We start from the raw sequence: 20,414 nt of genomic DNA, 5'->3' as shown, positions 1-20,414 counted from the left end.
ATCCCCTCCCAGTTTCCAGGACTCTCGCCTATTGCTCGAACCGTAGTGCCAGCGCCTCGATCCGCCTGATCCAGGCATCCTTGCAATCACCATATGCGTGGCTGTCCCCAGCATAAAGACTGGCGCATCGGTACTTCTCGCGTTCATATTCCCGGGCGATATCCGCGTTGGCGCGCAAGTAGTCGCGGAACGCCACATGGCGCAAAACAGAAGAATCGCCATCTGGAAAGCAGTGAAGCTGAATGATCCGCTGGCCCGTAAGAGTGTCATCCATGGTGCAGTATCGCCGCCCGGCCAAGCCGTACGCACCGTGCCAACTATAACCGAGAGTTTCGAAAATCGCCCGTTCTGCATCCAGCGCAGTCAAGGAGACGACAACGGGCATGAGGTCGAGTATGGGCTTGGCAGCGATACCAGGAATTGCTGTGGATCCCACGTGGTGAACCATGCAGATCGAAGAAACATGATCTTTCAGCCGCTGTATTTCTTGCGCCGCCCGCGACGCCCAGCTTAAATCATGCGGTAGAAGCTTTACCGAGAACGGAGGAGGCATCTCAGACTTTCATGAACGAAGGCATCTAATTTCCAGTTTTTAGATGCGGGCGTTGACCGTCCCGGTCAACGCCAACCAACGAACTCGGTACCGTGTTCGGTGTCCGGCGCCTTCCCATTCTCAACCAGTCGGTTTCGACTGTCGATGGGTTTCCCCGAGCTAACCCACTCCGGTTCGACGTGGAAGCGAGGCAACTAGGCCCGCTGGGAAAGTCCATCGCTGAATTCGAGCGTCCTCGACGCAGCTGAGGCGCTGCGCATTTCGGTCAGGCACCGTGTTGCGATATCACTCGCACGATTTCGGATCCTGCCAAGATATCGCGCACTGAACGCTTCGTAACGGGCGTATATCTCTGGCTCACGTTCTTTGCAGATTGCCGTGAAGTCCAGGTCTTCGCCCGCTGCCATACGCGGCTGCAGCTCCTGCTCCATCGCCATGAAGAATGTGTCGCTCCGCTTATTGTCGGCTTCGGTCCATTCGGGATCCGGTATCTGCGTTACGAGATCGATGCAGGCCGACAATGTTGCCGACAGCGGGGTGTAACCACGGCCCGCCGGCCAGCAGGCAGCGTCGAGCAAAGCCAACGTCCCGGTGAGCAACGAATCATCGGATGCGGTATCGCGCGCGACCGAGATCTCGTTCCTGACGGCGGACCATTCCGCGCGACCGACCGGCGCCTCGGCAGAGTCACGACTATGTAGCGCAACGACCTTCTGTTTGAGCATTTCGCCGCGCGTATCGGTCTGTGCCGTCTCCACCATGTGCCGCATCAGTTTTGCGGAAACCGGGGAGAGATCCGCGCCCGGGGCGACCACATCGACCCAATCGCGCACGAACGCATTGGCGGCATTACCCATACCCATCATCGCAGTCAGTGGATCGAGCATGCCAGCCAGCGGCAGCGGATAGCCGAATGTCGCGACATAGGCCTCGACGTCGGTCCCCTCGACCGAAACCCCTAACGGGCTTCCACTGACGCCGTCCCAATATGTATTGCCGATCACCAGCGTGCCATCGGCGATGTGTCGCGCCACGCGGTCGCCGAGGGTCTGCTTGACGGCGGGATCTCCGTGAAACGCCGTGATCACAGCAACGCCTCCAATGCCGCAGTCAGCTTGCTGCGGGGCTGGACGCCGATCATGCTCGACACTTCCGCACCGTCGCGGAAGAACTTTAGCGCCGGGATCGAGGATACGCCGAACCGGTCGGCGAGCTCGGGTTCGGCCACGATGTCGACCTTCGCGATCAGCACCTCGTCACCGAAGTCCGCAGCGATGTCCTTCAGCGTCGGGGACAGGGCCTTGCACGGTCCGCACCATTCCGCCCAGAAATCGACCAGCACCGGGCCTTTGTGACCCAGCACCAGCGTATCGAAATCCGCGGTCTTCACGTCGGTAATGTTCGCCATCGTCATTCTCCTGTTCGTGGGCAACGGGGGCGTTACTCGCCGCGACCGCCAACCATCATTTCATCGATACGAAGGGTCGGCTGGCCGACGCTGACGCTCAGATTCTGGCCCTGCTTGCCACAGCTGGCCTGGCCCGCATCGAGCGCCAGATCGTTGCCGATACGGCTGATATGCTTGAGCGCCTCGTGCCCGATGCCGATCAGCGTCGCGCCTTCGACCGGGGCGGTCAGCTTGCCGTCCTCGATCAACCACGCTTCGGTCGTGCTGAAGTTGAACCGGCCCGATACGATGTCGACCTGCCCGCCACCGAAGGCCGGAGCGTAGATACCCCGGCCCACCGATGCGATGATGTCGGCCGGATCCTCCTCGCCTGCCCCGAGATAGGTGTTGGTCATGCGGGGCATTGGAAGATGCGCATAGGACTGGCGCCGACCATTGCCGGTCCGCTTCCAGTTCATCATGCCTGCGTTCAGCCGGTCCTGCATCATGCCCACCAGGATACCGTCCTCGATCAGGACGGTGCGATCGGCGGGCGTTCCCTCATCGTCCATCGCGACCGATCCCAGTCGTTCGGACATCCCGCCGTCGTCGATGACGGTCACGCCCTTCGATGCGATCTGCTTGCCGAGCATGCCGGTGAACGCCGACAACTTCAGGCGATGGTGATCGCCCTCCAGCCCGTGGCCGATCGCTTCGTGGAACAGCACGCCCGGGTAACCGGGGCCGAGCACCACCGACATGACACCGGATGGTGCCGGCCGCGCGTCCAGATTGACCGTTGCCTGCCGCACGGCATTGGCAACCATGGCACCGACGGCGGCATCGTCGAAACGCTCGATCCCGTATCGACCGCCGATACCGTCCATTCCCTGTGCGCGTCGCCCCTTGGCTTCGGCGATGACCTGAACAAAAAGCCGCAGGACCGGGCGGACGTCGGCGGCCATCTGGGCGTCCTGATCGACCACCAGCATCACCTTGTCGGCGGCACCGATGTTGGCACGGACGTCGACGATCCGGGGATCCGCAGCACGCGCCATCGCATCGACCTTTTGCAGCAGGGCGATGCAGATCTCGGCCTGCGCCTGCTCCACCGGATCGATCATCGCGTATAGATCGTGCGAGGACGACCGGCTGGCCAGCCGCAGCCCGCCTGCCTCGGCCGAGTCAACGCCGTCGCGGCGCAGCGACTGTGCGGCCGCAGCGACGTCCAGAAGGGCCTCGGGCCGGAAATCGGCGGAGTAGGCGAACGCCACGCGTCCTTCGCGCGATGTCCGGGCGCCGACCCCCTGGTCGATCGTGAACGATCCGTTGCTGACCTGGCCATTCTCCAGGTTCCACTGACGACTGCGCACCGATTCGAAATACAGATCGGCCAGGTCGGCACCGCGCGATGCGAGCGTGCCGATCGCTCGTACGACCGTGGCTTCGTCCAGCTCCGATCGATCCCAGAGCCTGGCGCGTGCCAGATCCAATGCCTGCGTGCCACCGTTCATGATTGTCCTCCAACCTGCATGCCATCGATCAGGATCGACCCGGAGCGCAGCCCGCCCTGACGTTCGACGTCCGCTCCGATGGCGATGATATTGTGCAGCATGTCGGGCATGCTGCCGGCGATCGTCAGATCGTCGACGGGATAGGCGACCGCGCCGTCCTCGACCCAGTAACCCGATACCGCACGTGTGAAATTGCCGGTCACCGGATCGGTGCCGCCGCCCTTGACCGCGGTCACGACCAGTCCCCGACCGAGCATCCGATGCATGTCGGTCAACATGCCGCCGGGCTTGGAGCTGGAAAGCTCAAGGTTGTAGGCACCTTGCGAGTTCCCCGACGATTGCGTCGCCATGCGCCGCGCCGACAGACTGCCGTGCAGATAGCCGCGTGCGATGCCGTCTTCGATCAGCGCGCGTCGCGATCCCGCCACGCCTTCACCATCGAAGGGCGCGCTCGCCGGACCATAGTCCTCGAACGGATCCTCCATCAGGGTGACATGGTCCGCGGCCACCTGCCGACCGACGGCATCGGGCAGGAAACTTGCCCCGCGATGCTGCGACAAGCCATCGAGGGCATTCAGGACGTCCGCCACCACGACCTGCGCGATGCGGGCCTCGAACAGGACCGGACCGCGCATCGCGGGTGCGGACCGGGCCCCCAGCCGCGCCTCCGCGCGCCGGATTGCCCGCTCGGCCACAGTTTCGACGGAGTCGAGCGAGTCGAAACGCTTGTCGCTGCTGTCGGCGAATTCGATGGACTGGCCGTTATCGTCCCGCGCGATCGCTGCGCACCAACGCGAATGGTTCGACGACATCACGCTGCGGCAGAAACCGCCCGAGATCGCCAGCGCCCAACCATGTTCGCTGGACGCGGCGCCCGCTTCGGTGACGGCAATATCCTTGCCCGTCGGCAGCGCCGCAATCGCGGCCTTTTCTACGGCGAGCGCGCTCTCCACCAGTTGATCCACCCCGCCGTGATAGGGCGCGAAGACCTTCGGGCTCGGTCCGTCGAACGCCAGCCAGGACGGGTCGGCCAGATCGACGTTGGGATCGGGCTGAACGTTCCGGGCGATCGTCGCGGCCTCTTCGACCGCCAGCCGAATGGATGCCGGATCCAGTGCCGCGGTCGACGACGAGCCACTCCGCCCGTCCAGGAACACGGTAACGCTGAGCATCTGGCTCCCGTCGCGTTGGGCCTTGTCGACCTGTCCGTCACGAACCAGGGCGTTGATGCCGCCGCTGGCGAACACGCTTGCGCGCGCGCGCGCGCCGGCGATGGTTCCGGCATGATCCACGGCCTGTTGCGCGACTTCGCGCAGTTCCTCCTCGGTGCGGAGCAAAAGGGCACCTTGTGTCATTCGTCATTCTCCAGTCGCCCGGCCGTCGCCTTGCCGTCGGCAAGGTCCAGGCGATGCGTGTGATACGGAACCAGTCGATCGTCATGGATGACGCTGATCAGCGTCAGCTCCGGCAGTTGCGCCAGAATCGCCTGGTGGAAATGATGGGCGTTATCCTCGTCCAGGGCGCTGGTAGCCTCGTCGACGACAAGCATGTCGGGCCGATGCAGCAGGATGCGCGCCATCGCGATCCGCTGCTGCTCGCCCGGTGACAACTGCTCCTGCCACTGCCGCACGGCATGTAGGTCACCGGCGTGATCGTGCAACCGAACCTCGCGCAGGATTGCCAGGACCGTGGCATCGTCGTGCGCGCCGCCATCGTCGGGAAAGCAGATCGCGTCCTTCAACGACGCATGCGGCAGATACAGGCGCTGCGGCACGAACATCAGCAGCCGGTGCCGACCCATCGTGATGCCGCCCGCCCCCTCCGGCCACAGTCCGGCGATCGCGCGCAGCAACGTGCTCTTGCCCATGCCCGACGGCCCCTGGATCACCCAGCGTTCGCCCTTCGCGACCCGCCAGTCGCCGACATCGAGCAGCGTGCCGCCGGCGGGCCGATCGATCCGCAGTCCGCTGGTCCGCAGTGCGACCGCGCCGTCGTCTGTACCGACCCCAAAGTCGATGCCGCGCGTCGATTGCCCGTCCAGCGCATCGTCCAGCGCCTTCAACCGGCTGACGTTCGCCACCTGTTCGCCGATCGGGCTGTAGGACGAGATGAACCACGACAGCGAACCCGACAGCTGCAGGAATGTCGAGTTGGCCGCCATCACCTCGCCGAACGTGATCCTGCCGGCGAAATAGCGCGGCACGGTCAGCAGCAGCGGAAAGAAACTGCCGAATTGCTGATAGCCGTTGCTGGCGCCGATCAGCGCCAGTTCCGACCACACGACCCGGACGAAATTGTGGCGTACCGCATCGAACCGGTCGCGCAGCGATCGCGCTTCGGTGGCCGGCGCGCGCGCGAAGCTGATCTGCGAGGCATTGCGGCGGACATGCAGCATCGCGGTGCGGAAATCGGCCTCATAATGCTGCTGCCGCATCTGCCGCCGCACGAACGGGCGACCGATGTAGATGATCGCGATCGACCCGCCGATTGCATACAGTACCGCATACCAGATCATGTCGCCGGGCAGCGCGATCGATCGTCCGAACAGGGAGAAGCGCACCGCCTCCGACGTCGCCAGCAACACCGCGCCGAAACTGATCGCCGAAACCACCGCATAGATGCCGCCGATGACGAGGTTCAGCACCCCGGCGGTAAAACGCTGCACGTCGTCGGCAATCCGCTGGTCGGGATTGTCGATCAGGTTCAGCCGTTCGATCGCGTAGAACCGATCGCGGGCGAACCAGCGGTCGACATAGCGTTCGGTCAGGCACACCCGCCAGCGCAGGCCGACCGCCATCCCCAGATACTGGTTCGCCAGTTCGGCCAGCGTGCGCGACAGGAAGATCGCGGCGAACGTGCCGACCAGCGGCAGGAACAGCGCCGCCTGCCGCCGCTCGACGCTGTCGAAGAACCGACGTTCCCAGTCGATCATCCAGACCGCGAAATACACCTGGCTCAGCGTGATCGTGAGCAACATGATCAGCGCGAACCACGCGAATTTCCAGTCGCGCGACGTCCAGTAGCGGCTGAACAGCGAGAACGCATGACGCGTCCGCCCCCAGCGCGGAGTCGCGGCATTTTGCGGCGCATGCGGCACCTGCGCGGCGGGGGTGAGACTGTGCACGGTCATCAGCAGGCCCCGCCCGTGGCCACGCCGCCGTCGATCGACAGCCGGTGGGTGTGAAAGCGTTGCAGCCGGTCGTCATGGACGACGCTGACCAACGTCACCTCCGGCAACGCTTCGAGCAACCGTTCGTAGAAGCCGCGCGCATTGGCGAAATCGAGCGCACTGGTCGCTTCGTCCAGCACCAGCACGTCGGGCCGGTGCAGCAGGATCCGCGCCAGCGCCACGCGCTGCTGTTCGCCGGGCGACAGCTCCTCCTGCCACAATCGCTTTTCGTGCAGATGGTCGCGGTGCTGGCCAAGCCCGACCTGATCGAGCAGCACGATGATCGCGTCGTCGCCATGCGCCTGGTCCCGATCGGGGAAGCACACCGCGTCCTTCAGCGATCCCATTGGCAGGTACAGCCGCTGCGGCACGAACATGACCCGGCAATCGTCGCACATCGTCACCCGGCCGGCACCATCGGGCCACAACCCGGCGATCGCGCGCAGCAGCGTGCTCTTGCCCGCCCCCGACGATCCGCGAATGACCCAGCGTTCACCCATGCTGACGCGCCAATGCGCGACGTGCAGGACCGCGCGGCCATCGGGCCGGTCGATCCGCAGGGCGTCGATATCCACCGCCATGTTCCCCTCGCGGCTGCAACCCGGCGCAAAGGCGATGCCACGCGGATGTTCCGCATCCAGCGCATCGTCGAGCGCGCGCAACCGCAACAGACTGGCGACCTGCATCCCGATCAGCGAATAATTGTTGACCAGGAACGCCAGTGAACCGGCGAAGGTCGCGAACGCGCTGCGCCCCGACACGATCTGGCCAAGCGAGATCTGTCCGGCGAAGAAGCGCGGCACCAGCACGAACAGCGGGATGATCGTGCCTACATTAGTGTAGATGCTCGTGCCCGTCTGCAACCCCAATGTCGCCAGGATCAGTCGACGGAAATTGGCCTGCACTTCGGCAAAACTGCGCCCCAGCGAGCGATGTTCGATCGGATGGCCACCGGCAAAGCTGATCTGTTCCGCGTTCCGGCGAACATTGACCAGCCCGGCGCGATAGTCCCCCTCGACCGCCTGTTGCCGGCGCTGCCGTGCGACATAGGGCTGGCCGATGACGATGACGGCAGCCATGCCGATGACCGCATAGGCAATCGCATAGACCAGCAGGTCGGCGGGCAGGAACAGGCCGACGCCCATCACCGAGAACCGCACGGTCCGCGCGGTTTCCATCAGCATGAACGCAAAGGTGATCGCGGTAGTGATCTGCGACAGGACGGTCATCACCAGGCTGGGCACGTTGCGGGTGACGATGCCGATATCCTCGGAAATCCGCTGGTCGGGATTGTCGATCAGTTGGCGGCGGTCGATATCGTAATAGCGGTCGCGCGTCATCCAGCGGCCCAGATAGCGTTCGGTCAGGAACACCCGCCAGCGCAGCCCCAGCATCTGCTGGAACAGGTTGTTGGCGACGATCAGACCGATCTGGCCGAGCGTGATCCCCAGGAAGATCAGCGTCAGTCGCGCGAACAGCGCCGCCTGCCGCTGTTCGAGCGAGTCGTAGAACTGCTGCTGCCAGCGCACGCCCCAGGTGATGACATAGACCGTGCCGAACTGGATCACGATCAGCACCAGCAGCGCGGTCCATGCGAACAACCAGTCCCGCGACGTCATATACCGCCACGCGATCCGGCCAGCATAGGCCACCGCATCCCCCAGTTCCTGGTATGAACTGCGTGGCATGGCGATGTGTCGCGGAACGGCGGGGCGGGAGGAAGACATTGGCGGGCGGTTAGAACCGGTAGCCGGCGGTCAGGCGCACGTTCCGCGGTTCCGAAATGGGCAGGCGGCTTTCGGAGAAGCTGACGTCGAAATTCCTGCGATTGAGCAGGTTGCGGACGCCCAGCCGGACATTAATGCCGTGCACCTGGATCGCAGCGTTCACATCCACCTGCCGCGCGGGGGGTGACACAAAATCACCGAAGCTGCTGGCAAAGGCGCTCGAACGTCCGGTGATGCCGGCGCCCAGTGCCGCGGTGGCCTCGCGACCAAGCTTGAACGAGTAGTTCGTGTAGGCGCTGTAGGTGTCACGCGGGTTGCCGATAACGTTGAAATCCGCAAATTCGTCGGCGAGATTGCGGTACTTCGTGCGCGTATAGGACGCGATCACGGTCCACCCGCGCAGGATCTGTCCAGACAGGTTGACGTCGATGCCTTCTGCCCGTTGCCCGGGGGCTGCGAACGGATCGAAGGTGACCGGATCGAACCGGATGATATTGCTTTGATTGTTCTGGAAATAGGACAGGTTCAGGACGCCGGCCTTCCCGAACAGGTCGAGCTTGATGCCTCCTTCCTTGTTCTTCGATCGGACGTTGGGCAGGCGCGTGCCGTCGGCAGTGACCGAGTATGTGGGTTCAAAGCCCTCCAGATAGTTGGCAAAGACCGACAGGTTGCGCATGACATCGATGACGATGCCGGCGCTTGGCGTCGTTGCACTGTCGCTGCTGTTGAAACGCGTCTCTTCGGTGACACCGAACGGCGCATATGGATAGGCGATGTTCGTTGCCTTGAAGTCCGTCCGGCGGATTCCCGCCACGACGTGGACCGGTCCGACTTCCATCAGGTTCTGGGCATAATAGCCCTTTTGCGTGAAACTGTTCTTTGACGTCGGCGTCAGATCGGTCGGCCGGGCCGGGATGGTCGCCGGGTCGCCGGTCAAGAGGTTGAATCGCCCGTAGAAGCCCGAAGCGGAACGGGTGTTTGCAGTCGAGTTCACGTAGGTGAAGCCGACATTCAGTGTGTTGCGCACCGGACCGACCCGGAACCGGGCGCGGACATACCCATCGAACGCATCCGTCGGTCCGGACTGCTGGTCGTTGTCGGTCGATACGAAGGCGCTTCCGTCCGAGAATGCGCCGAGCAGGGTCGGGCCATCAGACCTGGTCTTCGAATACACATGCTGGTAGCGCGCTACGGCCGTTATATTCTGGGTGACCTTGTGCGAGGCGTCGACCAGATATTGCTGCGTTTGGATGTTGAAGCCTTGGTCCCGCGTCAGGATCGGCTGATCGCGCCGGAAGTCGAAAGGCACGCCGGTGTCGGCTGAATACAGAACGTAGGGGCTGGTCGCGATGAACTCGTCGGTCAGCGTCGCGGACAGAATGATGTCGGTCGAGGCGTCCTTGTACCGAAGCGAAGGCGCAACCGTGTAGTTGTTCGCTGCCCTGTAACCACCATAATTGACGTCCCCGTCACGGAACGAGCCGATCAATCGGGCGCTGACACGGTCATCGGCGGTCACGGCTCCATTGATATCACCTGTGACCCGCACATCCCCGAAATTGATTCCGAGTTCACTGCTGACTTCGGTGAAGAAGTCCGCAGATGGTTTCTTGGTTACGACGTTGATGACACCGCCAAGATTGCCGGATCCCGAGAGCAGCGCATCAGGACCTTTCAGAACCTCGATCCGCTCGATTGTGTCGATATTGCCGCCAGCGCCACCCAGATTACCTCTCGAACCCGCCCCCGGAAGGCCGTTGGTCAGCGGAGCGACGGCAAAGCCGCGCACCTGGAACGTTCCCTGCCCCTGCGAACCGTCGATGCCGGCCGAGATACCACCGGCGTAGCGCAGCGCGTCGCGGACCGACGTCGCCTGCTGTTCGTCGATCAGCGCGCTGGAGACGACCTGCGTATTTCGCGGCTGATCGCGCAGCGTCGTGCCGTTGCGGTTCGATGTCGAGTTCTGACGGACCAATATGCTGGTTTCCGCCTCGTCCCGGCGGGCGGTGACGACGATATCGTTGCCGACCACAAGCGCCCCATCCGACTGGCGAGTGACGGTCAGACTAGTGCCGGAAATTGCCTGCCGAACTGCCGCCTCGGCATTCGCGGCGGCACGGACCGGAACCGACTGCAAGCCGGGAACCGCGCTGGGGTCGTAGTCGACGGGCTTGCCGGACTGCCGGCCGATCTCTTCGAGCGCGTCTTTCAGGGGCATGGCGGCAACGCTGATCGATGCACGGGATTGGGCGAAGGCGGCGGCAGGGATCAACAACGCTCCTGCAGATACGGCGCCAGCCGAAAGGAGATGGATGCCGAGCACCCATCCAGCGCTGTTGGTCGTTCTCGCGTTCTTCGTTGCTTGCCTCTGCATTGCGTACCCCCTCTTCGATGAGTCAGGGTGGTCATCCGGAGTTCATTAACGCGTTCCCGCGCTGCCACCGGTCGTACCGCCAAGGCAAAGGTGTCTTAGTTCTTTCATAATCCGCAATTACATTATCTTAATTTGGGCATAAGTTAACTTATATTGCTATCGGATGGTTGGAGCAGGGTCATCCCACCGGTGAGCCGTCTCGCACCGGTCTCCAGTTGGTCCAGCAGCCACATGATCGCCGGGTCGTCGGCATGGCGAGGATGCCATTGTGCAAGTATCTGGATCATCCTGGCCTGCTCGCTCGCAAGCGAGATGAGCTTAAGCGGATGAAACGCCGCGTAATATTGTGCCAGCCATGACGGCATCAGCGCCAGCAGATCCGTCCCTTCCAGCATCGCGGGGACAGACGCCAGCGAATCCGTGGTGATCGCAAAACCCCGTTTGCGCACCAGGTCGCTGATCGAACCGGCCAGCAACGACTGCGGTAACAGCCCGCCTTCCCCGCCGACCAGATCAGCGGTCGCCAGTTGCTCGGGTGTAATGATGTCATCAAATTTCTCATTTCCCTGCCATGCGAGGCAGACCACGTGATCGGCGTACAGTATCCGCCGGTTTGCCTCGCTCTTCCCCCCGCCAACCTCGGGACTGACGCGCACATCGATACCGCTTTCGATCGGCTGACCCTGTTGCATATTGTCCAGCTTCACAAACGCGAGCCGGATACCGGGTGCAATCCGTCGCAATCGCGCGACTTGTGGTCCCAGGAACATCGTCAGGATCGATGCCGGTGCGGCGATGGTGAATGTGCGGGTTGATGTGGCCGGTTCAAATCCCAGCTTGGTTGCGAACGTTTCCCTTGCCTCCAGCAGAACGCGTTCGACCTTGGGCTTCAATGCCAACGCCATCGGCGTGAGTCGCCGGTCCCCCGCTTCGACATAGAAAAGATCGTCGTCGAAAATCTCACGCAGCTTTTTCAGGGCCTGGCTGATCGCCGGCTGTGTCAGCGACACCATCTCGGCCGCCCGGCTCAGGCTGTCCGAATTGAGAATGGCGTGCAGGCTGTAGAGCATGTTCAGATTGATGCGTCGGAACACGCCGGGATCGTAGGAGCTGGTCATCATCTCTTCCTGATCATTCTGCGTCGTTGGCGAAGGGAGAATGGTCCCGTGACCATGCTCGGTGTCAGACCGGCAGTTCGGTGGAGGCCTTTATCTCGGACAGGGCGACGGTCGACGTGATCTCCTGAATGCCGGGTAGCTTGCTCAGCTTGTCGAAGAAGAAGCGCTCATAGGCGTCCATGTCGCGTGCCACGATCCGCAGCATGAAGTCGTTCGTGCCCATCAGCACATAGGCATCCAGCACTTCGGTAAAGCCGCGGATCGCGTCGCTGAATTCTTCAAGGTTCGCCCGACCATGGGCGTTGAGCCGAACCTGGGCGAAGACATGTGCGTTCAGCCCGACCTTGCGCCGATCGACCAGCGCCACGCGGCTTCGAATAATCCCTTCCCGCTCCATGCGATCGATCCGTCGCCAGCATGGTGAGGGGGACAGTCCCACGGCCTCTGCGATCTGCGCGGTCGTCAGACCGGCATCGGCCTGGAGGAGACGCAGGATCTTGCGTTCGAATTGATCGAGAGTGGTCATTCCGTCCTGATATCCCCACTTTGCAGGCAAGTCTTGCCGGAAAAGGGCGCACGACCCTGCAATCGAGGACAGTTCGTCCGCGTGGATCGCGATAGAACCGGATCGAACGAAACGACGGGCAGGCGATATGGCACCGATTGGAACTGCGGCAGGCGGGAAGGTTCGGACCCGCGCCGAGCCGGTTATCCCGGCGGCCGATGCGGCGGCGGCCGGAGCGCCGCTGCCCGGCGACACGAAGACGTCCAGTATCTCGGTTGCGGCTTAGCGGTCGTGACCGCGCAGGATGCCGGATCCCTGATGGTCAGCGTCTGGACCGATCGCGAACTCTGCGGCCCTCTTCGGGTCCTGGACCTGTTCGTCCAGAACGACCTCGCGGTCAGTTGCGCGCGGATCCTCGCACGGGGAGACCAGTATGAACTGCGCATCGCGATGGACCCCATCGAGGCTCATCGACTGGAAGTTCTCGAAGCCCGAATCCTTAACATCGTGTCGGTGGACCGCGCCCGGTTCACGGCCCGGCACCGACAGAACCCAATCTCCAGCACAAGGACGTGATCGAAAATGACTGCCGCAAATCTGGTTCGCCCCGACCATGCCGCTGCCGACTGGACCATTCCGCAAGGCTGGGCCGATTACACGGCACAGGATCACGCGACCTGGGACAGTCTGTTCGAACGGCAGGTTCGCCTCCTGCCCGACCGGGTGGCGCCGGAGTTTCTCGACGGCCTCGACATCCTGCGGCTGTCCAAACCCGGCATACCGGATTTCGCCGAACTCTCCGAACGACTGATGCGGGCGACGGGTTGGCAGGTGGTCGCGGTTCCCGGCCTCGTGCCGGACGACGTCTTCTTCGACCATCTGGCCAATCGCCGGTTCGTATCCGGAAACTTCATCCGGCAACCCCATCAACTCGACTATCTGCAGGAGCCGGACGTCTTCCATGACGTATTCGGCCACGTGCCGCTCCTCGCGAACCCGATCTTCGCCGACTACATGCAGGCCTACGGCCGCGGCGGACAGCGCGCTGCCGCGATGGGCGCGATCGATCGGCTCTCTCGTCTGTACTGGTATACGGTCGAATTCGGACTGGTGCGTTCGGGTGATGCATTGAAGATCTTCGGCGCCGGGATCGTGTCGTCCTTTTCGGAAACAATATTCGCGTTGGAGGACCCGTCACCGAACCGCATCGGCTTCGACCTCAGGCGCCTGATGCGCACGAAATATCGCATCGACGATTTCCAGCAGAACTATTTCGTGATCGACAGCTTCGAGGATCTGCTCGAACAGACCCTCAACACAGATTTTGGCCCGCTCTACACCGAACTGAACGGAGCGCCCGATATCGAGATCGAGGTCATCCTGCCGACCGACCGGGTCTATACGCGTGGCACACAGGACCGTGCGCATGGAAGGATCATCGCATGAACGCGACCGCCGCTTCGGGACCCGGGATGTTCACGGCGCTACCGCGTCAACCCGCCGACGCACTGCTCGCGGTGATCGGCATGCACCGGGCGGATCCCCGCTTGGACAAGATCGATGTTGGTGTCGGCGTCTACCGCGACGAGACCGGCGCCACGCCGGTGATGCGCTCCGTAAAGGCGGCGGAGCGGCGCCTGCTCGCGGAGCAGGACAGCAAGAGTTATCTGGGAGCGGAGGGCGACCAGCGCTTTACCGATCTGCTCGCGTCGATCGCGCTGGGGTCGGAAAGGGCCGACGATCCACGCGTCACCGGCATCCAGACGCCCGGCGGCACGGGCGCGTTGCGGCTTGCAGCCGAACTCATCGCACGCACGGGTCGATCGCCGACGGTCTGGGTCGGCACGCCGACCTGGCCCAACCACGCGCCGATCTTCCAGGCTGCCGGCCTCACCGTGCGCACCACGCCCTATTTCGACGTCGTCTCCGCGGACATCGATTTCGACGCCATGATCGACGGTCTTGCGCAGGCGAAGGACGGCGACGTCGTGCTGTTGCACGGCTGCTGCCACAATCCGACCGGGACCACCCTGTCGGCCGACCAGTGGCGTATCCTGGCCCCGATCATGGTGACGCGCGGCCTGATCCCGTTGATCGATCTGGCGTATCAGGGGCTTGGCCAAGGCTTGGAAGAGGACGCCGCCGGTGCTCGAAGCCTACTGGCTGCTGTGCCCGAGGCCTTGATCGCGTACAGCTGCGACAAGAACTTCGCGCTCTACCGCGAACGCGTCGGGGCGCTCTGGGTGCAGTCTTCGAGCGCCGCCGTAGCGGTCCCGGTCCGGGAAAACCTGCTGGCACTCGCGCGGAGCCTCTGGTCGATGCCGCCCGATCACGGCGCTGCGGTGGTTCGCCTCATCCTCGAAGACGAACTGTTGACCAACGATTGGTGCCTTGAACTGTCCGGCATGCGACGGCGCATCAACGACCTCCGCCTACTGCTCGGTGCCGTCCATCCGGCACTGGCCCCGATCGCGCATCAGGAAGGATTGTTCGCATTGCTGCCCATCACCCCTGACGACGCCGCAGCGCTGCGGACCGACCATGGCATCTATCTCCCCAACTCCGGGCGGATCAATGTCGCGGGGTTGAACCACGGCACCGTCGGGCGCTTCGCCGATGCCCTTGCGCTTTACCTGAAGGGTTAGGGTTAGCGCCGGAACGTGCAAACGGCTGATGGCAGGGACGCCAGCAGAGGCCCGCGCAAGGCTGATCCGGCGACCACCCTACCCTGGGGCCACCCGCAGCGGCCGCCCCGATGACGAAGGACCTTCGACAATGAAAGCGATCGTCACGAACGGCGACGGCGCGCCTTGCACCGCAGTCGCCGATCCCCCGGGCGATAATCGGGGTCTCGATCCCGTCGACGAACGCAGCGTGAGGACATGATTGGCATGATGACTTCCCTTGGTGTTTCGGAACGAGAAGCCGCGCTCGAAACGCTTCCGAACTGGCATTATTCCGCTGCCCGGCGTGCACTTCACCGAACGCTGACGTTCGGCGACTTCGCGGAAGCGCTGTCCGCCATGGTCCGGATCGGAATGGCCGCGGACAAGGCGGACCATCATCCCGAATGGTGCAACATCTTCAACCGGGTCGACATATGGCTGACGACGCATGAGGTCGACGACGTGTCGACACGCGACATCGCACTGGCCGCCACCATCGATAGCCTGTTCGTGTGAACCGGATTCCATCCCGCGGGACGCCGCCGTTTGCACAGGCGAATTACCGCTTGCCGAACTTTAATTGTTCAGGCGCATTCGACTTGCTGGAGAGCGTATGACCTTTCGTTCGATCGATCCTGCCACCGGCGATACGCTCTGGGAGGGTGCCGCCGCAGGCCAACCCGACGTCGCCCGCGCCGTTTCCGCCGCGCGTACCGCGTTGGACGATTGGGCGGATCGCCCGCTCGCCGATCGCGTCGCGTGCGTTCGGCGCTATGGCCTCGCGCTGCAGCAGAACATGGAACGGCTTGCCGTGATCATCAGCCGCGAGACGGGCAAGCCGCTTTGGGAGGGGCGCCAGGAGGTCGCGTCGATGGTCGCCAAGATCGAGGCCTCGATCACGGCTCAGCAGGAACGCAGTGGCATCCGCGACGCCGCGACGACATTCGGTCGCGCAGTCTTGCGTCACCGGCCACACGGCGTGATGGCCGTCTTCGGGCCATACAATTTCCCCGGGCATCTCCCCAACGGCCACATCGTCCCCGCCCTCCTCGCCGGCGACACGGTCGTGTTCAAGCCGTCCGAGGAGACGCCCCTCGTCGGCGAGACGATGGTCGGGCTCTGGCAGGAGGCCGGACTGCCCGCTGGGGTGCTGAACCTGGTGCAGGGCGGACGCGACACCGGACGGTTGCTGGCGGAAGCGCGGATCGACGGGCTGCTGTTTACCGGATCGGCGGCGACGGGCGCGCAGCTGCGTCAGGCATTCGTAGATCGGCCGGACGTCATCCTCGCGCTGGAACTCGGGGGCAACAACCCGCTGATCGCCTGGGACGGAGACGTCGATGCCGCCGCGTCGATCATCGTGGCATCCGCCTTCGCCACATCCGGACAACGGTGCAGCTGCGCACGCCGGCTTATCGTTCCGGCCGGTCCGGTCGGCGACCGCATGGTCGAGGCAACGACCGCACTTGCCGCACGCCTGCGGATCGGGCGCTGGGACGCGGATCCGGAACCGGCACTTGGCCCGCTCATATCCGAGGCGGCCGCCGACCAGGCCCGACGCGCCGTCGACGCATTGATCGTTGGCGGCGCCCGCATAGTGCGGCCGCTCGATCTGCTCGACATGCCGCTGCGCACCTTCGTGACGCCGGCGATCCTGGACGTGACGGGGATCGACGCGCCTGACGTGGAGATCTTCGCACCCGTGCTTCAGGTCGTGCGCGTGCCGGACTTCGACGCTGCGATCACCGCGGCGAACGCGACTGCGTTCGGGCTCGCCGCCGGCCTGATCTCGAACGAACAGGCGCTGTGGGATCGCTACACCCGCCGCGCCCGTGCCGGCGTCCTCAACCTGAACCGCCCGACAACCGGCGCCGCGGGCTCCATGCCGTTCGGCGGCGTCGGCGCGTCGGGCAATCACCGCCCAAGCGCCTATTATGCCGCCGACTATTGTGCCTACCCGGTTGCCAGCTTCGAGGCACCGACGGTTCAGGACATCTCCGCGGAGATCCGAGGACTGTCCGCATGATCGAGGTGAACTTCGACGGGCTGATCGGACCCACGCACAACTATGCCGGGCTTGCCCATGGCAACCTCGCCTCCGCCGTGAACGCCGGAAGGACGTCGGCACCCCGTCAGGCCGCGTTGCAGGGTCTGGCGAAGATGCGCGCCATGATCGCCCTGGGCCTGCCCCAGGGCGTGTTGCTCCCACACCGCCGGCCCGATACCGACTGGCTGCGGTCGATCGGGTTCAGCGGGTCGGACCCCGCGGTTCTTGCCGCCGCCGCACGGGACGAGCCGGTCCTCCTCGCCAACGCATGTTCGGCGTCCGCAATGTGGACGGCCAACGCCGCGACGGTCTCGCCCTCCACCGATACGTCCGATGGTCGTTGCCATCTTTCCGTCGCCAATCTGACGACGATGCGCCATCGCGGCATCGAGTCGGTTCAGACGGAACGTCAGCTTCGACTGGCCTTTGCGGACGGCAGGTTCTTCGCGGTCCATGGCGCGCTGCCTGCGGCGTTCCGCGATGAGGGGGCTGCCAACTTCATGCGGCTGACGACACCGGAAGGCGCCGATGCCGTAGAGATCTTCGTTTACGGCGAGGCCGGCGCTGGCGGTTTTCCCGCACGACAGGACCTGACTGCAAGTCAGGCGATCGCCCGCCGACATGGGCTTGCGCCGTCGCGGACGTGTTTCGCGCAGCAATCGGCCGCCGCGATCGCGGTCGGCGCGTTTCACAACGACGTCGTCGCCGTCGCTCATGGTCACGTCCTGTTCGCGCATGAACAGGCGTTCGCCGATCCGATCGCACTCCACGCCTTCGTGCGCGATCGGTTGCCGGCGACCCGGATCGTGACCGTTCCCGCGGCGGAGGTGTCGCTTGCCACCGCGATCCGGTCCTATCTCTTCAACTCGCAGCTGGTGACCCTGCCCTCGGGCGACATGGCGCTGGTCCTGCCACAGGAGAGCCGGAACGAGCCCACCGTGTGGCGCTGGCTGGAAGCCGAGGTGGCTCGGGGCGGTCCGATCCGCCGTCTGATCGTCGTGGATGTGCGTGAGTCCATGCGCAACGGGGGCGGACCGGCATGCCTCCGTCTTCGCGTGCAGATGAGCGCCGCGGCATTGGCGACGGTCGACCGACGCTTTCTGCTGGATGACGCCGCCTGCGACCGGATCGAGGCGGTCGTCGCGGCGGAGTGGCCGGTCGCGATCGCACCGGACGATCTCGGCAATCCGGACCTCTGGCTGCAATGTCACCGGGCGCGCGCCGCGCTTCTCGATGCCCTCGGCTTCGGGCCGGACGCGCTATGACGGCGCAGGTTCGGATGGTCCGCGCGGACGATATCGCCGGTCTTCTCACGCTTTCGGCACTGACCGGCGGCGGAATGACCAATCTCCCCAACGATCGCGATGCGCTGTCCGAAAAGATCGCCTGGTCGACCAGATCGGCGGAGACCATGCCGTCGTCACCACAGGACGAATATTACATGCTGGTGCTGGAAGACGCACCGGGCGGCCGGATCATCGGCACCGCCAGCCTGTATTCCCGGCTCGGCGCCCGCCTGCCCTTCTACAGCTACAAGCTCGGGCGGGTGACCCACGCCTCCAGTCATCCGCCCCGAAGTTTCTCGACCCAATTACTGTTTCTGGTGAACGACTATGACGGCGCGTCGGAGGTCGGGGGGCTATTCGTCCATGCCGATGCGCGCGTGGCGGGATATGGCCGCCTGCTCGCGCGCAGCCGGTATCTGCTGATCGCGAGGCACCGCGCCGCCTTTGCCGACCGGACGATCGCCGATCTTCGCGGATATGCCGCGAACGGCGCATCGCCTTTCTGGAAAGCCGTCGGCGAACCGTTTTTCGGGAGCGATTTCGAAGCCGCGGACCTGCACAATGCGCTGCACGGAAACCAGTTCATCGCCGACCTGATGCCGCGCTATCCGATTTACACCTCGTTGCTGCCGGCCGATGCCCGCGATGCGATCGGCCGTCCCCACGACGACTCCCGCGCCGCGCTGCGCCTTCTGGAGCAGGAAGGCTTCTCGTGGGACGGCTATGTCGACATCTTCGACGGCGGGCCTACGGTCAGTGCACGCACCGACCAGATAGCGGCGATACGAGACTGCATCAGCACGCCTGACGGCCGGACCGTCATCGCCGACGGTCCCGGTCGATATATTTCGGCACAGGGTCATGGCCCGACGTTCGTGGCGACTATCGAAGGCGCATCCTGACACCGACTACGCACCCCCCGCCGGTGCCGAAGATCGCAATATTTCCAGGAAACCCGGATCGGCCACGGCCTGACCGACTAGTCTTCCGCGCTGAGGAAGGTTGCGATCCGGGCGGCCTGTTTCCGCCAGTCGACCGTTCGCTCGGTCAGCCAGGCCTCGTCATAATAGGTGCAACCGTAGCGATCGCCCCCGTCGCAGAGCAGCGTGACGATGCTGCCGCGCTCGCCCGCCGCCGCCATCTCCGCGACCAGTTGCGCGCACGCCCACAAGTTGGTGCCGGTCGATCCGCCGACCCGGCGTCCCAACGCGTCCGAAAGCGCATGCATGGCGCCGATGCTGTCGGCGTCGTCGACGGCGATCATCCGGTCGATCACGCTGGGTACGAAGCTCGGCTCGACCCGCGGCCGACCGATACCCTCGATCCTTGATGCGCATCCTTCCGGCAGGGAGGTCACCGTCCTGTCGTCGAAATGGCGGTGGAAAACGGAATGGACAGGGTCGGCGACGCACAACCGGGTCGGATGCCGCAGGTAGCGGATGAAGCGCCCGATGGTGGCGGACGTGCCTCCGGTCCCTGCGCCACAGACGATCCACCTCGGCACCGGGTGCTCCTCCTCGACCATCTGCGCGAAGATCGACTCGGCTATGTTGTTGTTGCCGCGCCAGTCGGTCGCCCGTTCGGCATAGGTGAACTGGTCGAGATAATGACCGCCCGTCTCTGCAGCGAGCCGGTGCGACGTGGCATAGATCTCGCGCGGGTCGTCGACCATGTGGATCTCGCCACCATGAAACCGGATCGCATCCAGCTTGGGCGACGCGGTGGTCGCCGGCACCACCGCGATGAAGCGCAGGCCGAGCATCTTCGCGAAATACGCCTCGGACACCGCCGTCGAGCCGGACGAGGACTCAATGACGCAGGTATCCGGTCCGATCCATGCGTTGCAGAGCGCGTAGAGGAAAAGCGAGCGCGCCAGCCGGTGTTTCAGGCTGCCGGTCGGGTGACTGCTCTCGTCCTTCAAGTAGAGAGTGATGTCCGGATAGCGCGGCAGATCCAGGCGGATGAGATGCGTGTCGGCGGACCGGTTGAAGTCCGCTTCGATGCGACGAACGGCCTCGTTCTGCCAGGCGCGGGCGGTGGCCCATCCGCATTGTCGGATCAGGCTCAC

General features: G+C 64.2%; 18 protein-coding genes. 7 read left to right on the top strand and 11 right to left on the bottom strand.

What is annotated here, in order from left to right; genetic code table 11:
- Positions 1-28 precede the first annotated feature (28 nt).
- The 10 genes from BKY59_RS08460 to BKY59_RS08415 all read right to left on the bottom strand — a co-directional run bounded on the left by BKY59_RS08460 (position 29) and on the right by BKY59_RS08415 (position 12,368).
- Entirely contained in the window at positions 29-553 is a 525-nt protein-coding gene (locus BKY59_RS08460; protein ID WP_076070592.1) for a GrpB family protein, read from the bottom strand.
- A 194-nt stretch (positions 554-747) separates the two neighbouring features.
- A complete protein-coding gene (locus BKY59_RS08455) occupies positions 748-1,641 on the bottom strand; it encodes a hypothetical protein (protein WP_076070590.1) in 894 nt (297 codons plus the stop codon).
- Positions 1,638-1,961: a thioredoxin gene (trxA, locus tag BKY59_RS08450; RefSeq protein WP_076070636.1), complete on the bottom strand. Its 324-nt coding sequence runs from the start codon at positions 1,959-1,961 to the stop codon at positions 1,638-1,640. The genes BKY59_RS08455 and trxA overlap by 4 nt, the downstream gene beginning before the upstream one ends.
- Positions 1,962-1,993: 32 nt before the next feature.
- The gene (gene tldD, locus BKY59_RS08445; RefSeq protein ID WP_076070586.1) at positions 1,994-3,454 is read right to left on the bottom strand and encodes a metalloprotease TldD; all 1,461 of its coding nucleotides are present in this window, start codon (positions 3,452-3,454) and stop codon (positions 1,994-1,996) included.
- A complete protein-coding gene (locus BKY59_RS08440) occupies positions 3,451-4,809 on the bottom strand; it encodes a TldD/PmbA family protein (protein WP_083671984.1) in 1,359 nt (452 codons plus the stop codon). The genes tldD and BKY59_RS08440 overlap by 4 nt, the downstream gene beginning before the upstream one ends.
- Positions 4,806-6,584 (bottom strand): ABC transporter ATP-binding protein/permease, encoded by a 1,779-nt coding sequence (locus BKY59_RS08435; RefSeq protein WP_076070582.1) that lies wholly within the window; start codon positions 6,582-6,584, stop codon positions 4,806-4,808. Before BKY59_RS08435 ends, BKY59_RS08440 begins: the two co-directional genes overlap by 4 nt.
- Positions 6,584-8,242 (bottom strand): ABC transporter ATP-binding protein/permease, encoded by a 1,659-nt coding sequence (locus tag BKY59_RS08430; RefSeq protein ID WP_420822087.1) that lies wholly within the window; start codon positions 8,240-8,242, stop codon positions 6,584-6,586. The genes BKY59_RS08435 and BKY59_RS08430 overlap by 1 nt, the downstream gene beginning before the upstream one ends.
- Before the next feature lie 118 nt (positions 8,243-8,360).
- The gene (locus BKY59_RS08425; protein WP_165374811.1) at positions 8,361-10,622 is read right to left on the bottom strand and encodes a TonB-dependent siderophore receptor; all 2,262 of its coding nucleotides are present in this window, start codon (positions 10,620-10,622) and stop codon (positions 8,361-8,363) included.
- 245 nt (positions 10,623-10,867) lie between these two features.
- Positions 10,868-11,845, bottom strand: a complete 978-nt coding sequence (locus BKY59_RS08420) for a LysR family transcriptional regulator (RefSeq protein WP_076070576.1) — start codon at positions 11,843-11,845, stop codon at positions 10,868-10,870.
- 61 nt (positions 11,846-11,906) lie between these two features.
- A complete protein-coding gene (locus BKY59_RS08415) occupies positions 11,907-12,368 on the bottom strand; it encodes an Lrp/AsnC family transcriptional regulator (RefSeq protein ID WP_076070574.1) in 462 nt (153 codons plus the stop codon).
- Positions 12,369-12,638: 270 nt separating this feature from the next.
- Here BKY59_RS08415 and BKY59_RS08410 point away from each other — a divergent pair, with 270 nt between their 5' ends.
- The 7 genes from BKY59_RS08410 to BKY59_RS08380 all read left to right on the top strand — a co-directional run bounded on the left by BKY59_RS08410 (position 12,639) and on the right by BKY59_RS08380 (position 19,248).
- Entirely contained in the window at positions 12,639-12,923 is a 285-nt protein-coding gene (locus BKY59_RS08410; protein ID WP_129586299.1) for a hypothetical protein, read from the top strand.
- A 6-nt stretch (positions 12,924-12,929) separates the two neighbouring features.
- Positions 12,930-13,793 carry a phenylalanine 4-monooxygenase gene (gene phhA / locus BKY59_RS08405; RefSeq protein WP_076070570.1) on the top strand — a complete coding sequence of 288 codons (864 nt, stop codon included), beginning with the start codon at positions 12,930-12,932 and terminating at the stop codon, positions 13,791-13,793.
- The gene (locus tag BKY59_RS08400) at positions 13,790-14,992 is read left to right on the top strand and encodes an amino acid aminotransferase (RefSeq protein WP_083671982.1); all 1,203 of its coding nucleotides are present in this window, start codon (positions 13,790-13,792) and stop codon (positions 14,990-14,992) included. Before phhA ends, BKY59_RS08400 begins: the two co-directional genes overlap by 4 nt.
- Positions 14,993-15,238: 246 nt before the next feature.
- Positions 15,239-15,529, top strand: a complete 291-nt coding sequence (locus BKY59_RS08395) for a 4a-hydroxytetrahydrobiopterin dehydratase (RefSeq protein WP_076070633.1) — start codon at positions 15,239-15,241, stop codon at positions 15,527-15,529.
- A 97-nt stretch (positions 15,530-15,626) separates the two neighbouring features.
- Positions 15,627-17,039: a succinylglutamate-semialdehyde dehydrogenase gene (astD, locus tag BKY59_RS08390; protein WP_076070568.1), complete on the top strand. Its 1,413-nt coding sequence runs from the start codon at positions 15,627-15,629 to the stop codon at positions 17,037-17,039.
- Positions 17,036-18,325: an N-succinylarginine dihydrolase gene (locus BKY59_RS08385; RefSeq protein WP_076070566.1), complete on the top strand. Its 1,290-nt coding sequence runs from the start codon at positions 17,036-17,038 to the stop codon at positions 18,323-18,325. Before astD ends, BKY59_RS08385 begins: the two co-directional genes overlap by 4 nt.
- A complete protein-coding gene (locus BKY59_RS08380) occupies positions 18,322-19,248 on the top strand; it encodes an arginine N-succinyltransferase (protein ID WP_076070564.1) in 927 nt (308 codons plus the stop codon). Before BKY59_RS08385 ends, BKY59_RS08380 begins: the two co-directional genes overlap by 4 nt.
- A gap of 77 nt (positions 19,249-19,325) precedes the next feature.
- Here the strand turns inward: BKY59_RS08380 and BKY59_RS08375 are convergent, their stop codons facing one another.
- Entirely contained in the window at positions 19,326-20,414 is a 1,089-nt protein-coding gene (locus BKY59_RS08375; RefSeq protein ID WP_276205492.1) for a PLP-dependent cysteine synthase family protein, read from the bottom strand.

Origin of the sequence: Sphingomonas montana, from assembly GCF_001956315.1 — a bacterium.
GTDB classification, from domain to species: Bacteria; Pseudomonadota; Alphaproteobacteria; order Sphingomonadales; family Sphingomonadaceae; genus Sphingomonas_R; species Sphingomonas_R montana.
The sequence above is the reverse complement of the archived record's forward strand: the minus strand, read 5'-3'. Positions and strand labels throughout refer to the sequence as shown.

Coding starts and splice junctions, on each gene's coding strand:
- BKY59_RS08440 (WP_083671984.1), bottom strand. CDS start 4,809: ATGACACAAGGTGCCCTTTTGCTCCGCACCGAGGAGGAACTGCGCGAA.
- BKY59_RS08430 (WP_420822087.1), bottom strand. CDS start 8,242: ATGACGTCGCGGGACTGGTTGTTCGCATGGACCGCGCTGCTGGTGCTG.
- BKY59_RS08400 (WP_083671982.1), top strand. CDS start 13,790: ATGAACGCGACCGCCGCTTCGGGACCCGGGATGTTCACGGCGCTACCG.
- tldD (WP_076070586.1), bottom strand. CDS start 3,454: ATGAACGGTGGCACGCAGGCATTGGATCTGGCACGCGCCAGGCTCTGG.
- BKY59_RS08435 (WP_076070582.1), bottom strand. CDS start 6,584: ATGACCGTGCACAGTCTCACCCCCGCCGCGCAGGTGCCGCATGCGCCG.
- BKY59_RS08380 (WP_076070564.1), top strand. CDS start 18,322: ATGACGGCGCAGGTTCGGATGGTCCGCGCGGACGATATCGCCGGTCTT.
- trxA (WP_076070636.1), bottom strand. CDS start 1,961: ATGGCGAACATTACCGACGTGAAGACCGCGGATTTCGATACGCTGGTG.
- astD (WP_076070568.1), top strand. CDS start 15,627: ATGACCTTTCGTTCGATCGATCCTGCCACCGGCGATACGCTCTGGGAG.
- BKY59_RS08415 (WP_076070574.1), bottom strand. CDS start 12,368: ATGACCACTCTCGATCAATTCGAACGCAAGATCCTGCGTCTCCTCCAG.
- BKY59_RS08385 (WP_076070566.1), top strand. CDS start 17,036: ATGATCGAGGTGAACTTCGACGGGCTGATCGGACCCACGCACAACTAT.
- BKY59_RS08420 (WP_076070576.1), bottom strand. CDS start 11,845: ATGATGACCAGCTCCTACGATCCCGGCGTGTTCCGACGCATCAATCTG.
- BKY59_RS08460 (WP_076070592.1), bottom strand. CDS start 553: ATGCCTCCTCCGTTCTCGGTAAAGCTTCTACCGCATGATTTAAGCTGG.
- BKY59_RS08395 (WP_076070633.1), top strand. CDS start 15,239: ATGATGACTTCCCTTGGTGTTTCGGAACGAGAAGCCGCGCTCGAAACG.
- phhA (WP_076070570.1), top strand. CDS start 12,930: ATGACTGCCGCAAATCTGGTTCGCCCCGACCATGCCGCTGCCGACTGG.